23 protein-coding genes are annotated in these 19,879 nt (G+C 60.9%); 15 read left to right on the forward strand and 8 right to left on the reverse strand.

Annotated features, from left to right (window positions below):
• Positions 1–5: 5 nt before the first annotated feature.
• Positions 6–512: a DciA family protein gene (locus tag Q1A06_RS09930; RefSeq protein WP_299563276.1), complete on the reverse strand. Its 507-nt coding sequence runs from the start codon at positions 510–512 to the stop codon at positions 6–8.
• 117 nt (positions 513–629) lie between these two features.
• On the opposite strand from Q1A06_RS09930, the gene mutY reads away from it, so the two are divergent.
• The 3 genes from mutY (at position 630) to Q1A06_RS09945 (ending at position 3,394) form a co-directional block, all read left to right on the forward strand.
• Positions 630–1,685, forward strand: coding sequence for an A/G-specific adenine glycosylase (mutY, locus tag Q1A06_RS09935; RefSeq protein WP_299562425.1), 1,056 nt, complete (start codon positions 630–632; stop codon positions 1,683–1,685).
• 74 nt (positions 1,686–1,759) lie between these two features.
• Positions 1,760–2,911 (forward strand): alkane 1-monooxygenase, encoded by a 1,152-nt coding sequence (locus tag Q1A06_RS09940; protein ID WP_299562427.1) that lies wholly within the window; start codon positions 1,760–1,762, stop codon positions 2,909–2,911.
• A 57-nt stretch (positions 2,912–2,968) separates the two neighbouring features.
• Positions 2,969–3,394 carry a response regulator gene (locus Q1A06_RS09945; protein ID WP_299562430.1) on the forward strand — a complete coding sequence of 142 codons (426 nt, stop codon included), beginning with the start codon at positions 2,969–2,971 and terminating at the stop codon, positions 3,392–3,394.
• A 126-nt stretch (positions 3,395–3,520) separates the two neighbouring features.
• Here Q1A06_RS09945 and Q1A06_RS09950 read toward each other — a convergent pair whose 3' ends face one another.
• From Q1A06_RS09950 to Q1A06_RS09960, 3 genes are all read right to left on the reverse strand, one after another.
• Positions 3,521–4,621: a site-specific DNA-methyltransferase gene (locus Q1A06_RS09950; RefSeq protein WP_299562434.1), complete on the reverse strand. Its 1,101-nt coding sequence runs from the start codon at positions 4,619–4,621 to the stop codon at positions 3,521–3,523.
• A gap of 105 nt (positions 4,622–4,726) precedes the next feature.
• A complete protein-coding gene (locus Q1A06_RS09955; protein WP_299562438.1) occupies positions 4,727–5,341 on the reverse strand; it encodes a ribonuclease HII in 615 nt (204 codons plus the stop codon).
• A gap of 160 nt (positions 5,342–5,501) precedes the next feature.
• Positions 5,502–6,095 (reverse strand): hypothetical protein, encoded by a 594-nt coding sequence (locus tag Q1A06_RS09960; protein ID WP_299562441.1) that lies wholly within the window; start codon positions 6,093–6,095, stop codon positions 5,502–5,504.
• A 172-nt stretch (positions 6,096–6,267) separates the two neighbouring features.
• Between Q1A06_RS09960 and Q1A06_RS09965 the strand changes: the two genes are divergently transcribed.
• The 6 genes from Q1A06_RS09965 to Q1A06_RS09990 all read left to right on the forward strand — a co-directional run bounded on the left by Q1A06_RS09965 (position 6,268) and on the right by Q1A06_RS09990 (position 12,062).
• Entirely contained in the window at positions 6,268–6,558 is a 291-nt protein-coding gene (locus Q1A06_RS09965; RefSeq protein ID WP_299562444.1) for a hypothetical protein, read from the forward strand.
• Position 6,559: 1 nt separating this feature from the next.
• Positions 6,560–7,234, forward strand: coding sequence for a hypothetical protein (locus Q1A06_RS09970; RefSeq protein WP_299563279.1), 675 nt, complete (start codon positions 6,560–6,562; stop codon positions 7,232–7,234).
• Positions 7,235–7,302: 68 nt separating this feature from the next.
• The gene (locus tag Q1A06_RS09975) at positions 7,303–8,079 is read left to right on the forward strand and encodes an HpcH/HpaI aldolase/citrate lyase family protein (RefSeq protein ID WP_299562447.1); all 777 of its coding nucleotides are present in this window, start codon (positions 7,303–7,305) and stop codon (positions 8,077–8,079) included.
• A complete protein-coding gene (locus tag Q1A06_RS09980; protein ID WP_299562450.1) occupies positions 8,076–9,260 on the forward strand; it encodes an MFS transporter in 1,185 nt (394 codons plus the stop codon). The genes Q1A06_RS09975 and Q1A06_RS09980 overlap by 4 nt, the downstream gene beginning before the upstream one ends.
• A 69-nt stretch (positions 9,261–9,329) precedes the next feature.
• Complete coding sequence (locus Q1A06_RS09985) at positions 9,330–10,352, forward strand: aspartate-semialdehyde dehydrogenase (RefSeq protein ID WP_299562453.1); 1,023 nt, start codon at positions 9,330–9,332, stop codon at positions 10,350–10,352.
• A gap of 102 nt (positions 10,353–10,454) precedes the next feature.
• The gene (locus Q1A06_RS09990) at positions 10,455–12,062 is read left to right on the forward strand and encodes a DUF4139 domain-containing protein (protein ID WP_299562456.1); all 1,608 of its coding nucleotides are present in this window, start codon (positions 10,455–10,457) and stop codon (positions 12,060–12,062) included.
• Here Q1A06_RS09990 and Q1A06_RS09995 read toward each other — a convergent pair.
• Both Q1A06_RS09995 and Q1A06_RS10000 read right to left on the reverse strand, forming a co-directional pair.
• Positions 12,059–12,805, reverse strand: coding sequence for a hypothetical protein (locus tag Q1A06_RS09995; RefSeq protein WP_299562459.1), 747 nt, complete (start codon positions 12,803–12,805; stop codon positions 12,059–12,061). The two genes, Q1A06_RS09990 and Q1A06_RS09995, sit on opposite strands and share 4 nt — an antisense overlap.
• A gap of 68 nt (positions 12,806–12,873) precedes the next feature.
• On the reverse strand, positions 12,874–13,524 hold the full coding sequence (locus Q1A06_RS10000) for a carbonic anhydrase (protein ID WP_299562461.1): 651 nt from the start codon (positions 13,522–13,524) through the stop codon (positions 12,874–12,876).
• Between the two features lie 148 nt (positions 13,525–13,672).
• Between Q1A06_RS10000 and Q1A06_RS10005 the strand changes: the two genes are divergently transcribed.
• The 3 genes from Q1A06_RS10005 to Q1A06_RS10015 all read left to right on the forward strand — a co-directional run bounded on the left by Q1A06_RS10005 (position 13,673) and on the right by Q1A06_RS10015 (position 16,298).
• Entirely contained in the window at positions 13,673–14,053 is a 381-nt protein-coding gene (locus Q1A06_RS10005; RefSeq protein ID WP_299562464.1) for a hypothetical protein, read from the forward strand.
• A gap of 77 nt (positions 14,054–14,130) precedes the next feature.
• Entirely contained in the window at positions 14,131–15,513 is a 1,383-nt protein-coding gene (locus tag Q1A06_RS10010; RefSeq protein ID WP_299562467.1) for a M17 family metallopeptidase, read from the forward strand.
• The gene (locus Q1A06_RS10015; protein WP_299562470.1) at positions 15,510–16,298 is read left to right on the forward strand and encodes an NlpC/P60 family protein; all 789 of its coding nucleotides are present in this window, start codon (positions 15,510–15,512) and stop codon (positions 16,296–16,298) included. The genes Q1A06_RS10010 and Q1A06_RS10015 overlap by 4 nt, the downstream gene beginning before the upstream one ends.
• Before the next feature lie 12 nt (positions 16,299–16,310).
• On the opposite strand, the gene Q1A06_RS10020 is transcribed toward Q1A06_RS10015, so the two are convergent.
• Positions 16,311–16,670 carry a DUF2794 domain-containing protein gene (locus Q1A06_RS10020; RefSeq protein WP_299562473.1) on the reverse strand — a complete coding sequence of 120 codons (360 nt, stop codon included), beginning with the start codon at positions 16,668–16,670 and terminating at the stop codon, positions 16,311–16,313.
• 303 nt (positions 16,671–16,973) lie between these two features.
• Positions 16,974–17,249, reverse strand: coding sequence for an I78 family peptidase inhibitor (locus Q1A06_RS10025; RefSeq protein WP_299562476.1), 276 nt, complete (start codon positions 17,247–17,249; stop codon positions 16,974–16,976).
• Between the two features lie 340 nt (positions 17,250–17,589).
• On the opposite strand from Q1A06_RS10025, the gene Q1A06_RS10030 reads away from it, so the two are divergent.
• From Q1A06_RS10030 to Q1A06_RS10040, 3 genes are all read left to right on the forward strand, one after another.
• Positions 17,590–18,519 carry an AEC family transporter gene (locus Q1A06_RS10030; RefSeq protein ID WP_299562479.1) on the forward strand — a complete coding sequence of 310 codons (930 nt, stop codon included), beginning with the start codon at positions 17,590–17,592 and terminating at the stop codon, positions 18,517–18,519.
• Between the two features lie 67 nt (positions 18,520–18,586).
• Positions 18,587–19,420, forward strand: coding sequence for an S-formylglutathione hydrolase (gene fghA, locus Q1A06_RS10035; RefSeq protein WP_299562482.1), 834 nt, complete (start codon positions 18,587–18,589; stop codon positions 19,418–19,420).
• Complete coding sequence (locus Q1A06_RS10040; protein ID WP_299562485.1) at positions 19,417–19,872, forward strand: YaiI/YqxD family protein; 456 nt, start codon at positions 19,417–19,419, stop codon at positions 19,870–19,872. The genes fghA and Q1A06_RS10040 overlap by 4 nt, the downstream gene beginning before the upstream one ends.
• The last annotated feature ends 7 nt before the right edge of the window (positions 19,873–19,879 follow it).

Raw genomic sequence — 19,879 nt, forward strand, 5'->3', positions numbered from 1 at the left:
TGTGCTCAGCGTTGGTTTTTCGAAAGTACGTTTTCACCGAGCCGCGCAAGGGCGGTCCGCAGCCCCTCATCTCCGATCGGCGCTGCCGTTTCGGTGGCCTTGGCGCGCACTGCGGGGTCAAGCGGTGCCGGTGTCTTCTTGGGGGCGTGGTCAAACGCGACCTTGCCTTCGGCAAATCCTGTCGCGGCGGTTTGGGTGACGCGGATCCGGGCTATCGCATTGTAGCCGTAGACGGCGTTGACCCGCGCCCGAAGCTGCTCTTTCTGCATCTCCAGCACCGGCGCATTCGCACCCGTGGTCAGCAAGGTCAGCGTCGCCCCCATCCCGCCACGGCCATAGGACACTTCGACAGGCCGCGATATCGCGGCGGCATCCGGCCCGGCGACTTCGACCCAATTTGTCAGCAGACGCGATTGCGCAAACCCGCGGCTTTCCGATGCGCTGCGGATCTTTGCGGTCAGCAAACTGGACGTGCGGGCGAACCCTTTTGTGGTGGTACGGCGCGGCGGCATGGCTTTCATCTCGTTGAGACAGGATTTATCACGGTCCCATCCTATTTGGTTCACGACCCACATTAACGCAAGCCGCTGCGCGGGACACCACTGGAAATCGGAACGGAACAATAAACATTGCGTGACCTCGACGAAATGCAGACTCTCTTGCTGGAATGGTACGACCGCCACGCCCGTCCGATGCCCTGGCGCACCGGCCCGGACGCGCGCAAGGCAGGCCAGACGCCCGATCCATATGCCGTGTGGATGAGCGAAATCATGCTGCAACAGACCACCGTCGTTACGGTGAAGGATTATTTCAACCGGTTTATCGCCCGTTGGCCGACGGTGCGCGATCTCGCCGCTGCTGACGATGCGGATGTGATGGCAGAATGGGCTGGACTTGGCTACTACGCGCGTGCGCGCAACCTGTTGAAATGCGCCCGCACGGTCGTGGCCGAGCACGATGGCCTGTTCCCCGCCGATCACACGGCCCTGCTCAAGCTGCCGGGCATTGGTCCCTATACGGCGGCGGCCGTTTCCTCGATTGCGTTCGACCTGCCGCATGCCGTGCTCGACGGTAACGTCGAGCGGGTGATGGCGCGCGTCTACGACATCCACACACCGCTTCCCACGGCCAAGCCAGAACTGATGGAGAAGGCGCGAGCCCTGACGCCCAACGCCCGGCCCGGTGATTATGCGCAGGCGGTCATGGATCTGGGCGCCACGATCTGCACCCCAAAATCGCCCGCCTGCGGGATTTGTCCGTGGCGCACGCCCTGCGCCGCGCGTGCAGCCGGCACGATGGCCGAACTGCCTCGCAAAATCCCGAAGAAAGCAAAGCCGGTGCGCCACGGCACCGTATACCTGGGCCGCCGCACCGATGGGGCTTGGCTTTTGGAAACGCGGCCCGAAAAAGGGCTCTTGGGCGGTATGCTCGGATGGCCGGGATCGGATTGGGTCGACACGTCCCTGCCCCATCCCGAAAGCGCGCCCCCCGCAACCGGCGACTGGGAAGAGATCGAAGGCGAGGTGCGCCATACCTTCACGCATTTTCACCTGATCCTGCGGGTGATGACGGCCGACCTGCCGGACCCGACTGCGGCGCATCGCGGCGCGTTCAGACGGCAGTCGGATTTCAAACCGACGGATCTGCCCACCGTCATGCGCAAGGCATTCAACCTTGTCCGGTAGGACGCGATGCCACATATGACAGACGCAAACCCATCTGCTATGTTGAATTACGTAGCCAATAATCGAGACAAGACATGACAGATGCACCGGCTCCACTCGCCCCGTCGGAGCTTGCAAAGTTCAGCCGCGCGCTGCCGTTCTGGCTGTCGCTGGCGCTGGTGCCTCTGGCATGGATCGGGGCAGCGTATGGCGGGTGGGCACTCGTTCTGGTGCCGATCGCCACGTGGTATCTCTTTACCCTGCTCGATGCCGCACTCGGGCTGAATACCGAAAATGCCGATCTGTCTGCTGGCGAACCTGACTTGTTCTGGTACCGGCTCATCACGACAATTTGGGTGCCGGTGCAGTTCGTCCTGCTGGCCAGCCTGCTGTGGTATGTACCGCAGGCTGAGCATTTGAACACGCTTGAACGCGTTGGGGTCTTTTTCGGTGTCGGCGTGATCACCGGCACGGTTGGCATCAACTACAGCCACGAATTGATGCACCAGAAGAACAAGACAGAGCGGTGGCTGGCGGATATTCTGCTGGCGATGGTTCTGTATTCCCATTTTCGAAGCGAGCATTTGCTGGTCCACCACCGCTATGTCGCCACCCCCCGCGATCCGGTGACCGCGCGCTACAACGAAGGGTTTCACCGCTTCTATCCGCGTGTTCTGCGCGAATGCTGGCTGTCCGCGTTTCGTGCGGAAAAGGCGATGCTAGCGCGGCGCGAAATGCCCTGGTACGCGCGCGGGAATCCCTTCTGGCGCTACTGGGCGCTGCAACTGGGCTTTCTTGTTCTCGCCTTTGTATTGGGCGGCTGGTCCGGTGTCGGGCTCTTTCTGGTGCAGGCCGGGGTCGCAATCTGGCAGTTGGAGCTGGTGAATTACATCGAACATTACGGCCTGACCCGTAAACATCTGGGCGGTGGAAAATACGAACACGTTCAACCCCGGCACAGCTGGAATGCGGCCCACAAGGCATCGAACTGGCTGCTGATCAACCTGCAACGGCACTCAGACCACCACTACAAACCCGACCGACGATTTCCCGTGCTGCAAAACTACGGCCCGCAAGACGCGCCGCAATTGCCGTATGGCTATCCATTGATGACGATGGTGGCGATGATGCCGCCGCTGTGGCGCCGCGTGATGAACCCCCGTGTGCGCCAATGGCGGGCGACGTATTACCCCGAGATAACGGATTGGCAGCCATACAGAACAGCCAGCAATCCCGAGCCGCATTAAGCACTTCCTAAGGTATCTGGCGCAAATTTGCCGGTGACGTACACCCGAGGGATTCTCATGCCGCAGCACGCCATTTCAGCACCATATCAATCACCCGATACCTGCCTGATCATCGAAGACAGCCAGTTTGACCAGCAAATGATGACCCGGGTGATCGCGAAAACACACGATCAGATGAAAATAGAGGTCGCGGCAACTCTGCAATGCGCCCGCCGTGCACTATCGCGGGGCGGGGTGTCCCTGATCCTGCTGGACAACAACCTGCCGGATGGCATCGGTGCAAACTTTGCGCTTGAATTGGCCTCCGATCCGGCGCTTGCCTTGATCCCTGTCATCATGGTCAGGGATTGGCCAACACCGTTCATGTGGGAGAAAGCCGCCTCTGCCGGTGTCCTGTATGTGGTCAACAAGGCGGAATTTGGCACCCGATATGTCGAGCAGGCCTTGCGCAAACCCGTGCGCAAGCGCGCCCGGCTGAGCTGAGGTTCAGGTCCGGAATCGAACGAAAAAAGCCCCGCCATAAAGGCGGGGCCAAGGTGAGTGTCATCAATGCGGTCCCTCAGGTGGAGGGCGCAGTGACACTGGCGGTGTTCGAATTTCCGTGGAGGATCAGGCCTGCATTTCGGCTCTGATCTGCTGGCGCAAAACGTCGATGGGCACGCGTTTGCCTTCTTTTTTATAGCACCAGTATGTCCACCCATTGCAGCTTGGCGCGCCTTCAAGTGCGGCGCCGACCTGGTGGATCGATCCCTTGACATCCGTACCAATCAGCGTGCCGTCTGCACGTACCTTGGCTTTGTGGCGGTTGTTCATGGAATAAAGGTTCTCGCCGGGACGCAGCATGCCGCGCTCGACCAGCTGCCCGAAAGGAACGCGCGGTTCGGCGCGTTTCGATGTGGTGGTCTGCAACGCCTCATTGTCGAACTTGCGTACCATCGCGATCCGCTTGGTCGCGACCTTGCGGTACGATTCCTCCCGCTCGATCCCGATGAAATCACGGCCGAGCATCTTGGCGACGGCGCCGGTCGTCCCGGTGCCGAAGAAGGGATCGAGAATCACGTCTCCCGGATTGGTCGACCCGACCAGCACGCGGTGCAGCAAGCTTTCGGGCTTCTGGGTCGGGTGCGCCTTATCGCCGTTTTCATCCTTCAGCCGTTCGTGGCCGTTGCAGATCGGCAAAACCCAATCCGATCGCATCTGGATACCTTCATTCAGCGCCTTGAGCGCCTCGTAATTGAAGGTGTATTTCGAGGTCTCGGACTTGCCGGCCCAAATCATCGTCTCATGCGCATTGGTGAACCGCTTGCCACGGAAATTCGGCATCGGGTTCGATTTGCGCCAGACCACATCGTTGAGGATCCAGAACCCTTGATCCTGAAGTGCGGCACCCACGCGGAAGATGTTGTGATAACTGCCGATAACCCAGATCGCCCCGTCCGGCTTGAGCACCCGGCGGGCGGCTTTCAGCCAGCCGCGGGTAAACTTGTCGTAGGCGGCAAAACTGGCGAACTGATCCCATTCGTCGTCTACGGCGTCGACCTTTGAATTGTCGGGCCGGTGCAGATCACCGCGCAACTGGAGATTATAGGGCGGATCCGCAAAGATCAGATCAACGCTTGCCTCGGGCAGCGCGTTCATAGCGTCGATACAATCACCGCTCAGGATCGTGTTCAGGGGGAGCGCCTGCGCACCCTTCGTCTTTATCGTCATATGCCTGCCTCTGCACCCGGTGCTTTTTGCACTCGTTGGTTGAGGACAAAGATGGCCGACCGATGATTCCCGGTCAATTTCTTTTTTGAATCAAACTCTTAAGATTTATTCTTGCCACAACATCTTGTGTACCGGTTTGAACGTACGTCTATGGTGTGGGGTCACCCCCAAACTTTGAAGCGCCAACATGTGGCTTTTCGATCCATATCCCATGTTCGTTTCCCAGCCATAGCCAGGGTGCTGTTGCGCCAAGGACAACATGACATAATCCCGACATATTTTGGCCATAATTGAGGCCGCTGAAATGGAAACAGAACGGGCATCCCCGCCGATGATTGTTTCCACAGGCAGCGCCAAACCGCGCGGTTTCATAGTCCCGTCGATCAGGCAATAGTCCGGCGGCGTCTTCAGCCCCTCCAGCGCGCGCACCATCGCGATGTGGCTGGCGCGCAGAATGTTGTGCTCTTCGATCTCCTCGACACTTGCGTGCGCCACGCTTACATCCGCCACCGCGAGAATCATCGCGTGCAAGAACTCTCGTCGCTTCCGGCTCAGTTTCTTGCTGTCATTCAGGCCGTCGGGGATCCGCGCGGGATCAAGTACTACGGCGGCAGCAGTCACAGGTCCGGCAAGGGGCCCCCGCCCCACCTCGTCCACCCCCGCAATGCGGTTAAATCCGCGCGCGTGCGCGGCTTCCTCAAATGAATAATCAGGCTTCATTGCCTTGCAAAACCCGATGGTGCGGCAGCACGCAAGCAAAAAAGAAAAGGAGAAGATGCCCGAACATCCTCTCCTTCCCCCGTGTCAGGCGGCAGGGACGTGCCGCCCGATCCCGGCGCAACGGGGTGGTGATACTCCGCGCGCCAAGCCCTGTGTCAGATCACCCCCGGTCGAGGCTGTAGCCGTTGCGGCGCAGGCAGCGCGCGTCATACCCGATGTGGGTGCCCTCGCGCGTGCGGATCCTCTGCGCGCAATCTTGTGGCAGCCGATCGGTCAACACATAGCTGTCCTGCAGGCAGCTCTGCTCGAATACCTGTGCGGATCCATCGCGGGTGGTGAAGTTGCGAAAGCAGCTCTGCGGCAAAAGCTTGCGGTCCACCCGGCGCGGCAGCGGCCGTGGCGCGAGACGCGGTTGCCGCTGAACGTCATCGTAGACGCGCGGTTGGGTCTGCGGCTGCGTGTACTCATAGGCGCGTGGCACAGGACGGTGGGTCCGCTCGATGACGCGCGGCGGGTCGGAATACACCTTCTGCTTTTTTGGCTTGGGCTTGCGTTTCACCCGCTCTTTCTTGCGATCCTCCCGCTTGTCGTGGATGATCTTGCCAACCACGGCGATGCCCAGGATCGTCGCGATTGCACGAGCCGCGCGGCGTTCGTCGATGTCGGCCGCGACAGGCACCGCAGAGAATGACAGAAACGCAATGGCCGTGGCAGCAAGTGTGCCGGCGAGGCGGGAAAAAACCAAAGAGCGCATGGGGTGTTCCTTTCAAGATCATAAGATGCACGGAAGGAAGACACCGCGCCAACTTCACCAAGAGGCACGGTCGCCACAGGACAGGCAATAACACACGTCTGTTATCCGATAGCGGATGGCGTATCGTGTCGGAGATATTGAATATCCCCGCGCAAAGCCGCATCAAGGTGACATGAAACAGATGATCCTCACGCTCGGCCTTGTCGCGTTTACCGGTCTTTCCGGTCCGGCCCATGCCGCCGACTGCTTTGCCGACTACAAGGCGAAACAGGACAATCCGCTTCGGCTGCATTACGGTGTGGCCGAGGTGCGCGGTCCCTGTTCGCCCCAGGCCGCGCGCGCCGAACTGACGCAGCGGTTGGGCGCCAAAGGATGGACGCTCTTGACGATTGTATCGGTCTTCGGGCCGGAGGGACTTGCGCAAAGGAGAGACAGTGCCGGATCAAACTTCCTCCGCTTCTGATATGCGCCGCAGCGGTGGCCGGTTTGTCACCATCGGCATCGGTGCTGTGATCGCCCTGTTTCTGGCAGGTGCGGCCGTGATGTTCTGGGCCCTGCCCGACGCCAACGCGTTCAACGCACAGGTCGAACGCATCTTTATAGAGAACGACGACCTGACCTCGGCCTCGGAAATCAAGCTGCTGGAAATTCTCGCCCAGTCGGGTACTGCGTTTTCCGACACGCTTGCAAACTACCGTGTCCTTATTGGCGTGCTGCTGGTCTTTGCCGCCGCGATGCTGGTGGCCGCAGTCGTGTTTCTGATCATGCTCATCATGTTCAACCGTCGCATGGCCCAGATCGAGCGGACGGGCATTCAGGTGTCCTCGCTGCTGATCAGCCGCGAAGAGAACAAGGTCTATCTCAACAACCTGGGTTTCAAACTGACCGATGCCGCGATGGAGACGCTGGCCGTTCTGGCAGAGGCGCGGATGGACAATGACATCCTGACCGGTTCCGAGATTGAGGGCGTTATATCGGGACGTAACGCCGCCGACTGTGACGAAGCCGCGGGGGCGACGCGGATCAAACGACTGCGCGATACGCTGGGCAACCAGATGGTCAGCGAGCTTCTGGTCAAGAATATCGCGCGGCGGGGCTATATGCTGGCTATCGACAAGGACGTGATCAAGGTGCTGTAGGCAACCTCTGGTCAACGCCCGCGATCCGGCGCTAGGGTGCGGCAAACCCGATGCAAAGGAAGATGCCCATGCCCGCTCCCGAAAACGAGCTCAAAACGGCACTCGCCGCCGGCGAGATCCAGTTCGGGTGCTGGCTTGGTCTTGCGAACGCTTTCTCGGCCGAGATGATGGGTCAAGCCGGTTTTGACTGGGTGGTCGTCGATGGCGAGCACGGGCCGAACGATCTGCGCTCCATCCTCGCGCAGTTGCAGGCGCTTGCGTCGACAGGCGCGCATCCGGTCGTGCGGTTGCCGGTGGGCGAAACCTACATGCTCAAGCAGATGCTCGACATCGGCGCGCAGACCGTCCTTGTGCCGATGGTCGAGAGCGCCGCCCAAGCGCGCCAACTGGTGCGCGACGTGACCTATCCGCCGCACGGCAATCGCGGCGTCGGCTACTCGATGACCCGCGCTGCGCGGTTTTCGGGCATTGAGGATTACGGCACGACGGCGGACGCCCAGATCTGTCTGCTGGTACAGGTGGAAAACCGAAAAGGGCTGGCCGCGCTTGACGAAATCCTGACCATCGAAGGGATTGACGGAGTGTTCATCGGACCCGCCGATCTGGCCGCCGACATGGGTCATATGGGCGATATCGCACACCCGGACGTGCAGACCGCGATCATGGACGTGCTCGCGCGGATCAGGACCGCAGGCAAGGCACCCGGCATCCTGTCGACCCGTGACGAGATGACGATTGATGCGATCAACGCGGGCGCGCTTTTCGTGGCCGTGGGTGCCGATGTCGTGCTGTTGGGCCAGGCCGCGCGCGCGCTGGCAGCCAAATGGCAGGCCACCAAAGCATGAACAGAGGTATCGCCCTGCTGGCCTTCGCCTATGTGCTCAGCCAGTTCTTTCGTGCGTTCCTTGCCGTTCTCAGCCCGTTTCTGAAGGCAGACATTGGCGCCGGCCCGGAAAACCTCGCGTTTGCGTCGGGTCTTTGGTTCATCACCTTCGCTGCGATGCAGCCGGCCATAGGCTGGGGGCTGGACACGCATGGCCCGCGCAGAACGGCTGCGATCCTGCTGCTGATCGGTGGCGGCGGCGGCGCTGCTCTATTCGCGCTGGCGACGACGCCCGCGCATGTCGGCCTTGCGATGGCCCTGATCGGGGTGGGATGTGCACCGGTCCTGATGGCTTCGTACTATATCTTCGCGCTGGAATACGCGCCCGCACGTTTTGCCGCACTTGCCGCGCTGATGGTGGTGGTTGGCACACTGGGCAATCTCGTTGCGTCCTACCCGATGACGCTTGCCGCCGAGACAATCGGTTGGCGGGCCTCGCTCGGTGCGCTCAGTGCCATGTCGACGCTGACGGCCATCGGCATCTGGATATGGGTCCGCGATCCGCTCAAGGAGCCGACCGCACAAAGGGGCAGCTTTGGCGAGGTGCTGCGGATCCGCGCGCTGTGGTTCATCTTTCCGCTGATGCTGGTGAGCTATGCGCAGGTGGGCGCGCTGCGCGGTCTGTGGATTGGCCCCTATCTGACGGAAGTCTTCCGCGCCGATCCACGGGTCATCGGGCAGGCCACATTGGCAATGGGCATCGCAATGGTGCTCGGCCCTCTGGCCTATGGCCCGCTCGATCGGGTGTTCGGTACCCGTAAATGGATCATATTCATCGGCAGCGCGCTGATGCTTGTATCTACCGTCGCACTGATCGTGCTGGTCGAAAGCAGTGTGCTGAACGTGGTGCTGCTGATGTGTTCAATCGGTTTCTTCGGCTCGACCTATCCCGCGATCATGTCGCACGGGCGCAGCTTTTTGCCTGCGCATCTTGTCGGGCGGGGCGTTACCATGTTGAACCTGTGCAGCATCGGCGGCGTTGGCATCGCCCAGTTTGCCACCGGTCGCATCCACGCAGAGTTGACACCTGCCTCGGTGATATCCCTCCCCTACACCATGATCCTGCTGTTTTTCGCCGTTTTGCTGACTGTCGGACTGATGATCTACCTGTTCTCGACCGATACCAGACCCGACAGGGCGTAACCTCTTTCCTTGTCGGGCGCGGGCGTATAAGACCCGCGCACCATCAAACGCATATATTGGAGAAAACAGATGGGTTATCGCGTCGTGATCGCGGGTGCCACAGGTAATGTGGGCCGTGAAATGCTGAACATTCTGGCCGAACGCCAGTTTCCCGTGGATGAAATCGTGGTCCTTGCCTCGCGCAAGTCCCTCGGCACGGAAGTCAGCTTTGGCGACAAGACGCTGAAGACGAAGGATCTGGATACGTTCGATTTCACCGGATGGGACATGGCTTTGTTTGCCGTCGGGTCCGAAGCGACGAAGAAATACGCGCCGAAAGCCGCAAAAGCAGGTTGTGTCGTAATCGATAACTCGTCGCTTTACCGCTATGATTCCGATATTCCGCTGATCGTGCCTGAGGTCAATCCGCAGGCCATCCACGATTACGCCAAGCGCAATATCATCGCCAACCCCAACTGTTCCACCGCACAGATGGTTGTCGCGCTCAAGCCGCTGCACGACCGCGCCACGATCAAACGCGTCGTGGTAAGCACCTATCAATCCGTGTCCGGCGCGGGCAAGGAAGGTGCGGACGAGCTGTGGGATCAGACCAAATCGATCTACAATCCTGTCACCGACGTGCCGCCGAACAAGTTCCAGAAGCAGATCGCGTTCAACGTGATTCCGCAGATCGACGTGTTCATGGATTCGGGTGACACCAAGGAAGAGTGGAAGATGATGGTAGAGACGAAGAAAATCGTCGATCCCAAGATCAAGGTTACAGCGACCTGCGTGCGCGTGCCGGTCTTTGTCGGACACTCCGAATCGATCAATATCGAATTCGAGGATCATCTCGATGAGAACGAGGCCCGCGACATCCTGCGCGAGGCGCCCGGCGTGATGGTGATCGACAAGCGCGAGGAGGGCGGCTACGTCACGCCGATCGAATGTGTCGGCGATTTCGCGACCTTCATCAGCCGCATCCGGCAGGACAGCACCATCGACAACGGTCTGAACCTGTGGTGCGTTTCGGACAACCTGCGCAAGGGGGCGGCGCTGAACGCGGTTCAGATCGCCGAGCTTCTTGGCCGCGAAGTTCTGAAAAAAGGCTGATTTCCGCGCAGGGCGGACGGCAAGAAGGGGTGCACAGGCGGCACCCCTTTTTCTTTATCTCCGGCCAAGGCATGTTGGTATCCGGAATAAGGATACTGTCCCATGCGTTTTCTCCCCGTTTTTCTTTGCGCCTTCCCTCTGTCGGCTTTGGCTGAGACCTACACACTCCAATCCGCGCCGACGTCTGTCGTTGTCTATCCGTCCGTTGCCATGGTGACGCGCGAAGTCAGTTTCGACGTTTCCGCAGGCACGCATGAAGTGATGCTGCCCGATCTACCGCGCCATCTGGGCATCGGTGATCTGCGCATTCAGGTCGACGGCGCGCTCTTGGAGGCCACGCGCCTGCGCACCGACGCGGTTCCTCCGCAACCCAACAGCGACAGCGCGGCGGTCAGTGCCGCCAAGTCGCGTGTCGAGGATGCCGAACGGAACCTGCGCGATCTCGATGATCGCATTGAGGACGCACGGCTTGCCGCCGACGCCGCAGATGCACGCGCGGTCTTTCTGTCGGGGGTCTGGTCCAGCGAGACGCTGCCGTCCGACCCATCCGCCTTGGCCAGCGTGGCCGGGATGATCGAAACGCAGACGCTCGCGGCCCGGCGCACGCAGGTGGCAGCACAGCGCGACGCGCGCGAAATCGGCGAACGCCGCCCCGATCTGGAAGAGGCATTGGCAGATGCCAAAGCGGCATTGTCCGCGCTGATGCCACGCAGCACGCCGGGGTCGCTGCTTGCGCTGTCGTTGCAAGCGGATCAGACCGGAACGGTGGTTGCGCGGGTCCGGTATCCGGTTCAGGCAAGCTGGGAACCAACTTACGATCTTGTGCTGGCGCAGGGCGATGCACCGACACTCGATGTCAGACGTGCCGCAACGGTCAGCCAATCCTCAAGCGAATCGTGGGAGGCCGTCGAAATAACGCTCTCGACATTGCAACCCGTGGGGCAGATCGCCCCGTCCGAACTGTATCCCCCGCTGCTCCGGTACACGGATCCCGTACCCGTGAAGTCGCGCGGGGTGCGCACCGAGGCCGAAATGACCGCCGCGCCCGAACCGATGATGGCGGATTCAAGGTTTGCCCGACCGCGCTTTGACGGGCCAGGAGTGAGCTATGACATCGGAACGCCGGTCAGCATCGCAGCCGGAGCCGAAGGCGTACATGTCGCGCTTGACGCTCTGACGTTCGACGCGCGCACCTTCGCCCACGCGGTTCCCGCGCAAGACACAACAGCGTTTTTGATGGCCGAAGCGATCAACACGACACAGGAACCGCTGCTGGAGTCGGATACCGCCCAGATCTTCGTCGACGGCACGCTCGTCGGTCGCAGCCGCTTTGCAGCGGTGCCGGCCGGAGGCGAGATTCGGCAAGCATTCGGGCCGATCGAGGACATTCGCCTTACACGCGCCGTGCTGGACCGCAGCGAAGGCGACCGCGGCATCATCAGCCGAAGCAATGCGCAGACTCAGGAGGTGCGGCTCGACATCGAGAACCTCGGGCAAAAGTCGTGGTCGGTCGAGCTGCTGGAGGCGGTCCCGTATACCGAACAGGATGATCTGACGATCCAGTGGAGCGCACAACCGGCCCCGGATGAGGTGAATGTCGATGACACACGCGGTCTTGTGCAGTGGAGTTTTGATCTGGCGCCACAGACGACGCGCAATATCCTCATTGAACAGGACATCCGCTGGCCAGAAGGAAAGATCCTGCGCTAGAGATCGGGCGCGGTGCCCTGTTGCGTTTGCGCATCCTGTCCATCTGATCTCGTAGCCAGGTGGTGTGACATATCCTGCGGATGTCCCGGCATCGCAGCGCCGAATCGCTTGGTCAGTGTCTGATACCGGGCCCCGACAGAGGCGCTGTTGCACATGTGTCGCCCTGTGGCGCTGTTATAGATGCCAAGACCGGCACCCAATGCCCGAAGCTCCATACCCTCTTGCGCCAGCCTGGCTTGAAGATCGGACCAGTTTTGCGCCTGCGCCATATGCTCAGCGATCCGTCCGGTCCGGACTGGATCGAGCCGTCCGGCAGGCATGGTACCGGTCGCGGTTGTCTCGCTGACGGATCCGGGCGGGGTGCTTTGAAACCGCGCCGTCAGCGCCATGTCGTTCACACCGATGTCGGAAATCCTGCAAACCCGTGTTCCGCAGCTACTTTTGTATATCACCAGCCCATCGTTCGACCGGCGCAGTTCATAGCCGTGCATCCGCAGTCGTGCGGCGAGGTCCGTCCAGTCGGAGGCCTTGGCAAAGTCGCGCGAGAGCAGCGCCCGCAACGCTATCAAAAGGCGGTCATCCGTCGGTGCGGCAGCGCCACCTGCCTGCAATTGCCGTTCGACTTCCCGCTTGAGCAATTGACGGACCATATGACCGATCGTGACGTCCCGCGCGGTAGCAACACGTTGCGCACCGGACAAAAGCTGCCGTGGTAATCTGAGTGTGACCGATTCCATATCCATGACACAAGCTTGTGCCCGGCATGGTTAACGTGTGGTTAAAGCCTCTTGGAGCTCCGCACGATACGGGCCTACACAGGCTTGAATGCAGCATCCGCCGGATTGTAATATTCCAGCCCGCCCTCACCGATATCTGTCCACATGCCGTGCAGCGTCAGTTCCCCCGAATTCACTTTCTCCGCCAGCCATGGGAATGTCATCAGGTTCTCGAGCGACATCATCACCGATTGTTTTTCAAGTTGCCGCACCTGCTCGGACTCGTCTGCAAGATCCTTGACCAGATCATATTTGGGCCTCAGAATATCCATCCAGCGCCCGACAAAGCTGTCTTTTGCTTCAAGCTCGGGCGCGTCGCCCCTGCACATGCTCAGACACCCCTGAACACCGCCACATTGCGAATGGCCCAACACGATAAGGTGCGCGACCTTAAGTACCTGGACCGCGTATTCGACCGCCGCCGACGTACCGTGATGCGCACCATCGGGGGTAAAGGACGGCACCAGATTGGCGATGTTGCGGTGAATGAAAAACTCGCCCTGATCCGCCCCGAAAATCGAGGTAACGTGTACCCGGCTGTCACAGCACGAAATCACCATCGCGCGTGGATGCTGGCCATCCGTCGCCAGCTTGCGATACCACGCGCGGTTCTCGGCATAGCTGGTTGCCTTCCAGCCGTGGTAACGCTGGACGAGATAATTCGGAAGGGGTTTTGCCTGATCCATGGCGGGCGGTTCTCCTGCAATGACGTTCGGCGTGCAGTATACCAGATTCAACGCGAATTCGAGTGAAAACGCCCGAAGGCAGCAACCATTTTGCAACGAAGCGGCCCCATAACGACCCCAGCCGTGGGGGCAAAACAAGGGGTGTGCAATGAACGTCGTGGTACAAATACGACCATCCGAGAAGATCACGCTGGATGAAGAGCGTCTGGATGGGCTTTATCAGCAGCTTGGCGAGGCAGGCGCCGAAAGCGTCGTCAGCAGGGCGATGGAAGAGTTGGCGGTGCGGCTTTCACAGTGCAGCATGCTTTGGCAGCGTGGGCATGCCGAGCATCTGCGCAAGAACGCCCGATCGCTGATCGCCATCGCGGACCAGATTGGCATGAGCCACCTTGCACTGGTGGCGCGGGACGTTACCGCCTGCATCGATCTCGATGATGAAATCGCCGTGGCGGCGACCCTGTCGCGCATGTTGCGCATCGGAGAAAGGTCACTGACAGCGATCTGGTCCTTTCAGGACATAGGCCCCTGACAACGCACGCTTGCGGTGGCCACACGATTGGGTAGGTTGGCGGGCAACACCTGTCCGCTGAAAAGGATCCGCTTGCGATGCTCCTCAAATTTGCCGAACCATCCCAGGACGCGCTTGCGCTGCACATTCTGGACGAAGACACATTGGACGCTTGGCTTGACGCACAGGGCGATGCGACCCGAAACTGGATCGCCGCGAACGGTTTCACCGGGGCGATTGGGCAAGCCCTGATTGTGCCGTCGGGCAACGGCGAAGCTGCGATGGCACTTGCCGGATATGGCACAAAGGCGCGCCGGGCGCGGGGCCGCTTTGCGCTGGCCGCCGCAGCTGCCAAATTGCCCAAAGGGACCTATCGGATCGAAAGCGGCCTGCCGCAGAAACATGCGGAAACGGAGGCGTTGGGCTGGTTGCTCGCGGGCTACCGCTTCGACAGGTACAAGACCAAATCCCCGATGGCGGCATCGCTGATTGCGCCAGAAGGCGTGAACGCCGCGCGCATCGAAGCGATTGCGGCCGGTGAGGCGCTGACACGCAGGTTGATCGATACACCGGCGTCCGACATGGGGCCACCCGATCTTGAAACGGCCGCACGCGCGCTGGCGGGTGAACATGGTGCTACTGTTACGGTCACGACGGGCGACGCCCTGTTGGAGGCGAACCTGCCGATGATCCATGCGGTTGGCCGTGCCGCCGACCGCGCACCGCGCCTAATCGACCTGCGTTGGGGTGATGGGGGGCCTGCGCTGACACTGGTGGGCAAAGGCGTGTGCTTTGACACCGGTGGCCTGAACCTCAAACCGGGCGGATCCATGGGCCTGATGAAAAAGGACATGGGCGGCGCCGCCGCAGTGCTTGGCCTTGCGCATATGATCATGGCAACCGGCACGAAGATCCGTCTGCGTGTACTCATTCCAGCCGTTGAAAACTCGGTCTCCGCCAATGCCTTCCGCCCGCAGGACATTCTGACGTCGCGCAAGGGGCTCACGGTCGAGATCAACAATACCGACGCCGAGGGGCGTCTTGTTCTGGCGGATGCGCTGGCGTTGGCGGACGAGGACAAACCGGATCAGATCATTTCTATGGCGACGCTGACAGGCGCTGCACGGGTTGCCGTCGGTCCCGACCTTGCGCCTTATTTCAGCGGTGATTCACATTTCGTCAATGCGCTTGAAAAAGCTGCTGCCGAAGTCGCCGATCCCGTCTGGCGGATGCCGTTTCACACCCCATACGAGCCTTTGATCGAACCGGACATCGCGGATCTGGACAACGCACCCAAGGGCGGCTTTGCGGGTTGCATCACGGCGGCGCTGTTCCTGCGCCGTTTCGTGACCGACAGCCCCTATGCACATTTCGACATCTACGGGTGGCAACCCACCGCCGCACCGGCGCGCCCTAAGGGGGGTACCGGACAGGCGACACGCGCGGTCTACGCTGCGCTGGATGATATTTTGGCACGATGAACGACCCCCGCCTGTCGCCCGATACCGATCTGATCACCCTGCGTGAAGCAGCTCAGATCACGCGCCCGTTGGTAAATTTGATGCGCCGTCCGGGCGGGCCACGGGACCGGCAGCTTTTGCTTGGCGCGGATGTCACCGTTCTGGATCGGCGCAACGGCTGGGCCTATGTGCAGGCCGTGCTGGATGGCTACTGCGGCTTTGTCGAGACGCACCAGACCGCCCCGCCGCTGCGCCTCACCCACAAGATCACGTCACCCGGCAGCCACGCGTATCTGAAGGCGGATATCAAATCGCCGGACCTGGTTGAGCTGAGCCATGGTTGCCGCGTCGCCGCGATGGGCGAAACCGAACAGTTCATCGAGACCGCGATGGGTTTCATTCCGAAACAACATGTCGCCCCGGTCAATGTCTTGGCGGACGATCCCGCGCATATCGCCGCGCTGTTCATCGGCACGCCTTATCTTTGGGGGGGCAACAGCCGCGCGGGGATAGACTGTTCGGGATTGGTACAAGCCGCCTGCATCGCCTGCGGGGTCGCATGTCCCGGCGACAGCGACATGCAGCAGCGCACGCTGGGAACGGCTGTACCGGATGGAACGGCGCCCGCGCGCAACGATCTGTTGTTCTGGAAGGGGCATGTCGGGATTGTCTGGGAGGCCCGGACACTGCTTCATGCGAACGCCCACGCGATGGCCTGCGTCTTTGAGCCGCTGGACGCTGCAATCAAGCGGATCGCAGAGGCAGATGGTCCCGTCACCGGGCATCGACGGCTTACGGTGGCGTGACCGTCCGGTGGATTATTCCACGATGCGGATCAGCTTCTTTTCCAGCACCCGCAGCACGGATTTCAGATCGGCACCGCGCTTGAGGACCTGACCGCCGGTCCCGACGACAGCATACATGCCCTGTTTAGCGCGCAGCTTGGGTCGCTTTTCGATGCGGTAAAGCGGCATTTCCGCGGTTCTGCGAAAAACCGAAAATACGGCAACCTCGCGCAAACAGGAGATGCCGTAATCGCGCCACTCTCCCGCTGCGACCATACGACCATAAAGCGAAAGGATGATGGACAGTTCGGTGCGGTGAAATGCGACCTGCTCGGTAGGCCGTTCAGGATCGGGCCCGGAGCCGGCTTTGATCGGGATCGTGGGAATGTTCATCTGACAAGATTTGCCCTCTTGCGCTGTCAAATCAAGTCCCCGGCGGGAAATCTCTTGAACGTAATTAGGAGGTGTCTGAACATTAGGCCCTGTGAAACATCTTGTTGAGCACCTTGACCCCGCAAGAACGCGCGGAAGAGACGCCGTTCTTGCTCAGAGGTCGTCCGTTAACGGAAACGGGATCTGGGGCGTAGTCCAAGCCGTAGCGGCAGTGCGCGCGAATAACGCCGACCCGCGCTTCGGAGGCGTGCTGCGGACGGGTGACGGGACCACCCGGTCAACGACCAGCGACCAAAAGCCTGATCAGCCGCAAGTCACTGCGACGATGGTATCCGTATCGTCCAACTGCACATTGATACGGTCCGCCTGATAATCGAGGGTCACGGCGTCCGCCACACCGTAGACACGCTTGGGTTCCGGTACTGCCAGCGCGGACGCCGCTCCCTTGCCAAGCAAGTCCTGATATGCGGATGCGCCGCATGTGTCCGGCGCTCCGGCGACAGGCGCGCCCGTCTGCGGGCCTTCCGACATACCGCCGCACCCCGCCAAAACCAAAGCCGTTAAAATCGTAAATCTCATGACCCGTACCTCGCTGGGAATGTATCGACCACGTTGCCGAAAATGCGGTCTATGTCCGTGGTTTCAACCTTGTCGATCACGCCGACTATCACGCGCCTGACCATGCTTGTCTATCCGGGCCCTGTGAACGGCGCTTTGGCCGGATGCTGCGGATGTGTTCATGTTTGCTCCGGGTGCGACCGACTGCCACCCTATAAACAGATCAGTTCACTTCCAAGGCAAAATTCGCCGGCCCGTCGGATCGTTTCCGTGACAGTCCGCCGTCACGACGGTGAATTCCCACGTCCCGGTCGCCGATTAAGCCTAGCGCCGCATATAAGGGCAAGCTATTCCTGACCGCATGCTGGCGATCTTCCTCAAAACGCTTCCCTTTTTTGCCCTCATCGGGCTTGGCTACTGGGCAGGACGCACACGGTTTTTCACGCAAGAAGCCACGGCCTATCTGACGAAGTTCGTGTTCTATTTCGCGCTGTCCGCCATGCTTTTCCGGTTTTCCGCAAACCTGTCGATTGCCGATGTCTGGAACGGCAGGCTGGTCGCCGCCTATCTATGGGGCACGGCATTCGTGTACGGGATCGCGACGTTGGTTTGCTACGCCCGTCGACTGAACATAGAGACCACGGCAATGGAGGCACAATGCGCCGTGATTGGAAACACCGGATTTCTCGGCGTGCCGATGCTGACGCTGCTGCTGGGGGCCGAAGCGATCGGCCCGGTGATGCTGGCGCTCGCTGTCGATCTGATCGTTTTTTCCTCGCTGATCGTGATCCTGATCACCGGATCGCGCGATGGCCGGATGAGCATCGGTATATTGCGCACCGTGGGATTAGGGCTGTTGAAAAACCCGATGATCGTCGCGATCTCGGCGGGGTTGATCTGGTCCGCCCTGCGCATCCCGATCCCCGCACCGATGAACGAGTTCCTCGCACTGCTGGGTGCGGCTGCCACGCCGGGAGCTCTGTTTGCCATCGGCGCATCGCTCGCATCCAAATCCGCCGAACGAATTTCGGTCGCAGGGTGGCTGAGTTTTTGCAAACTCGTTCTGCATCCGCTTTTCGTGGCTTTCGCAGCGTTCGTCCTGTTCAAGGTCGAGCCGTTCGAGGCAACCGTGATCATCTCAGCCGCGGCGTTGCCGGTGGCAGGCAATGTCTATATCCTCGCGCAGCACTACAACGTCGCACCTGCCCGTGTGTCCGCCGCGATCCTGGTATCCACCACGCTCAGCATCGTGACGGTGAGCCTTTGGATCGGCTGGCTCACCGGAGCCTGAACTCGCTGCTTGCCCCGCAGCCCCGCTTCACGGTAGCCAAGGGGCACCGCACAAAAGGAGACGTCAGATGGAAACCCTATCCAGCAATGCCAGCTTTGGCGGCACCCAGCATGTGATCCGGCACGCCTCCTCCGCCTGTAGCTGCGACATGACATTTGGTCTGTTTCTGCCCGAAGAGGCAAAGGACGGTCCGGTGCCGCTGTTGTGGTTCCTGTCAGGCCTGACCTGCACGCACGAAAACGCGATGGTCAAGGCAGGCGCACAGGCATGGGCGGCGGAGCAGAGCATCGCGCTGGTGTTCCCCGACACCTCGCCGCGCGGCGAAGGCGTGGCCAATGACGACGCTTTCGATCTGGGGCAAGGTGCGGGGTTCTACGTCAATGCAACGCAGGATCCCTGGAAGCCGCATTATCAGATGTGGCGCTACATCGCGGAAGAGCTGCCCGAACTGTTGGGCCGGAATTTCCCGCTCGATATGGAGCGGCAGGCGATCAGCGGCCATTCGATGGGCGGGCACGGAGCACTGACATTGGCGATGTCGCTGCCCAAACGGTTCCGTTCCGTCTCGGCCTTCGCGCCGATTGCGCATTCGACGGCCAGCGAATGGGGCCATAAACAATTCACAGCCTATCTCGGCAAGAACGAAAGCGATTGGGCGCCCCATGACGCGACGCTGCTGATGCAGGAGCGCGGATTTGACGGTCCGGTGCTGGTGGATCAGGGGACCGATGATCAATTCCTGGATCTGCTGATGCCGGAGTCGTTGAGCGCCGCAATGGCCAAGCGCCGCCAGAACGGTGTATTTCGTATGCAACCGGGCTATGACCACAGTTATTTCTTCATCGCGACCTTCATGGAGGAGCATGTGAACTTCCACGCCGACGCGCTCTGGTCCGCGTGACCGCGCTGTATATCGATGCGGATGCCTGTCCGGTGAAGGAAGAGGCAGAGCGCGTGGCAACCCGGCACCGGATCCGCATGTATGTCGTGTCGAACGGGGGCTTGCGCCCCTCGCGCAACCCTCTGGTGGAAACGGTCATCGTGCCGGATGGGCCGGACGTCGCGGATATGTGGATCGCGGAGCGCGCGGGCACAGGAGACGTGGTGGTGACGGGGGACATCCCACTGGCCGCCAAATGCGTCGAGGCGGGCGCGCGGGTGATCAAGCACAACGGCGAGGCGTTGACCAAGACCAATATCGGCAACGTGCTGGCCACCCGCGACCTTATGACAGACCTGCGCGCCGCCGATCCGTTCCGGCACGGCGGCGGCAAAGGCTTTACAAAAGCGGACCGCTCCCGCTTTCTGGAGGCACTCGAACGGGAGATCCGTGCGGCACACAGGCAGGGCTGACGTCCCT

The sequence above is a fragment of the uncultured Sulfitobacter sp. genome, assembly GCF_947497275.1.
Taxonomy (GTDB): Bacteria; Pseudomonadota; Alphaproteobacteria; order Rhodobacterales; family Rhodobacteraceae; genus Sulfitobacter.